This is a genomic window from Flavobacterium sp. (assembly GCF_044368995.1).
Lineage (GTDB): Bacteria > Bacteroidota > Bacteroidia > Flavobacteriales > Flavobacteriaceae > Flavobacterium.
In genome coordinates this window covers 1-3,002 of the sequence record NZ_JBIPMS010000160.1, presented here as the reverse complement: position 1 = coordinate 3,002, position 3,002 = coordinate 1, and the positions used below count along the sequence as shown (strand labels likewise).

3 protein-coding genes are annotated in these 3,002 nt (G+C 32.0%); 1 reads left to right on the top strand and 2 read right to left on the bottom strand.

Going from position 1 to position 3,002, the window contains the following annotated elements:
• Both kdsB and ACIQ2I_RS08775 read right to left on the bottom strand, forming a co-directional pair.
• Positions 1 to 698: 3-deoxy-manno-octulosonate cytidylyltransferase (kdsB, locus tag ACIQ2I_RS08780; protein ID WP_396182034.1), on the bottom strand; the 698-nt coding region annotated here is incomplete at its 3' end.
• Between the two features lie 25 nt (positions 699 to 723).
• Positions 724 to 2,142 carry an ATP-dependent RecD-like DNA helicase gene (locus ACIQ2I_RS08775; RefSeq protein WP_396182035.1) on the bottom strand — a complete coding sequence of 473 codons (1,419 nt, stop codon included), beginning with the start codon at positions 2,140 to 2,142 and terminating at the stop codon, positions 724 to 726.
• 108 nt (positions 2,143 to 2,250) lie between these two features.
• On the opposite strand from ACIQ2I_RS08775, the gene ACIQ2I_RS08770 reads away from it, so the two are divergent.
• Positions 2,251 to 3,002: DUF3822 family protein (locus ACIQ2I_RS08770; protein ID WP_396182033.1), on the top strand; the 752-nt coding region annotated here is incomplete at its 3' end.

Here is a 3,002-nt window from a genome sequence, read left to right as displayed (position 1 = left end):
TCTTCAGGGGTATCTATGCCTATACTAGCGTGTGATGTTTCAATCATTTTAATGCGTTTTCCGTATTCTAAATAACGTAATTGTTCTAGTTTTTCTGAAGCTTCAAGCGATAGCATTGGTAAGTTGGCAAAATCCAATAACGCTTGTTTTCTAAAGGCATAAATACCAATGTGCTTCATATATCTTACACCCACATTTTCCTCACGAGGAAACGGAATTACCGAACGAGAGAAATACAAAGCAAACCCTTCTTGGTCAGTAATTACCTTTACGTTATTTGGGTTTTCAATTTCCGATTTATCTTTAATTTCAAACATTAAAGAAACCAAATCGATTTTCTTTTCAGTATCGTTTTGAAATGCTTCAATAATTTGTTCCAAAGGTGTTTTATTGATAAATGGTTCGTCGCCTTGCACGTTGATAATAAGGTCTGCATCAATGTTTTCAATGGCTTCTGCAATTCTGTCGCTACCACTTTCGTGCTCTTTGATACTCATAATAGCTTTTCCGTTATTCGAAATAATTTCATTATAAATTAACTCCGAATCGGTTACCACAAATACATCGTCAAACAAATTAGTAGCTACAGCTGCTTCATACGTTCGTAAAATGACTGTTTTTCCACCTAAATCTTGCATTAATTTAGCAGGAAATCGTGATGAAGCATAGCGCGCAGGGATGACAGCAATTGTTTTCATAACCTATTGTTTAGTGGTTTCAAAATTACTCAAAATTTTCATCTTTAAACCCAATTAAATATAACTTTTCTTTGGCTCTAGTAATGGCAGTGTATAACCACCGAATGTAATCTCTATCCACGCCATTTGGCAAGTAAGGTTTTTCTACAAACACACTACTCCACTGTCCGCCTTGCGATTTATGACAAGTAATTGCATAAGAAAACTTCACTTGCAACGCATTAAAATACGGATTGCTTTTTACTTTTAAAAGTTTCTTGTATTTGTGCGTTTCGTCTTCATAATCTTTAGCAACTTCCTGATACAATAGGTTCGATTCTGCAAAGGTTAACGATGCTGCTTCGCTTTCAATTGTATTTAAAAGTAACACCGTTTCAAATGCTGCTTCATTGGGATAATCCACCATTCGGATGGTAACATTGGCAAATTTAAAACCGTATAATTCCTGAATATTTCTAATTTTCAACACTTCAATAATATCGCCATTGGCAATAAAACCAGCTTGTGAAGTTTCATCAAGCCAAAAATAGTTATTTTTTACAACCATTAATAAATCGCCTGCCGACAAATCACTTTCTTTATCTAAAATTCGTTGTCTGATTTGCTGGTTGTATTGATTGGCGCGTTTATTGGAACGCACGATGAATGCAGTGTCTTCTGTACTATAATTTCGATACGATTGGTGAATGGCGTCTTCAATATCAAAGCCGTCATCTAATCGAATGATGTCTTTAAACGATTTTAAATTGAATTTAAAATCCTCAATAAAATGGGATTTTAGTAATTCACGTAATTCAGTTGCATTGAACAATATGCCTGAATTTTCAGCTTGACGCATGACTTCATCCAATTCAATATGAATAATTTCTTTATCGTAATTAACTTGTAAAGATTGAATGTCCAAAGCCGGACTAATATCTGAATTCACAGGTGGCAACTGAGCTGTATCGCCTACTAAAATGAGTTTGCAATTTTGTCCAGCATCTACATAAAACAACAAATCATCTAATAAAGAGCCGTTTTCGTACAAACTAGTTTCGTTAGATTGATCAGAAATCATAGACGATTCATCTACAATAAAAATCGTGTCTTTAAATTTATTGGCTTGCATGACAAAACCTACGCCGCCATTTTTATTCTTTTTAGGAAAATAAATACGTTTGTGTATGGTAAAAGCCGGTTTTTCCGAATAGGCCGACATTACTTTAGCCGCTCGACCAGTTGGTGCCAACATAACCGCTTTTTTATTAGCCACACTCAATTGATTTACCAAAGTGGAAATAACAGTAGTTTTACCCGTTCCGGCGTATCCTTTTAAAACAAAAATGTCGTCTTTTGATTGTAAGATATATGCTGCAATTTTTTGAAAGAAAATATCCTGATTAGTGGTGGGCTGAAAAGGAAAATTATCCATTAAAATGTTATAAAATTGCGTTGGCGACATTAATTTTTTATTTAAGAACTTCAAATATAGCAAGGATTTTAAATATAATTTCATTTGAGGGTTTTTAATTCTCGTAAAAAATGTAAATTTGTAAATCAAATAAAAAATATGATTCAAGATATTACTCAAAAAACGTATAAAAAATTATGCTTTGAGGTTGCAAATAGCCATCTTTCTTTTTGTGTTGTTGATATGATTTCTAACAAAATAATCACCTATAAATCGTATGCTATTGACCCAAAAAATGTATTGGAAGAAGAATTGTGGAAAGTTTTTGTAGAAAATCCAATCTTGGAAGCAAAGTATGATGATGTGGTAGTTTTGCACAATTCTAATTTAAATACATTTGTGCCTTCTTCTTTATTTGATCCCAATTATTTAGGCAGTTATTTGCAATACAATTCAAAAGTATTTGAAACCGATTATTTTGCTTTTGATTATTTAGATACCTATGATTTGAATAATGTTTTTATCCCGTACACCCCTATAAACAACTATTTATTAGATCATTATGATACGTTTGATTATAAAAATAGCAATTCCATATTTGTAAAAAAAGCGTTAGATTTTTCTAAAAACAACGATACAAAACAAGTTTGGGTGCATTTTCAAGACGATAGATTTGAAATTGCGGTAACTAAGAACACAAATTTATTACTTTTCAATACGTTTACTTATAATTCATTAGAAGATTTTATTTATTTTTTATTGTTTACTTACGAGCAATTACAACTTAATCCAGAAATTATTCCTGTGCAGTTTTTAGGTGCTATTTCAGAAGAAAGCGATGCTTTTAAAATTGCGTATAAATACATAAGAAACTGTAGTTTGTTAGATGTTTCCAATTTAAAAGCTGTTTT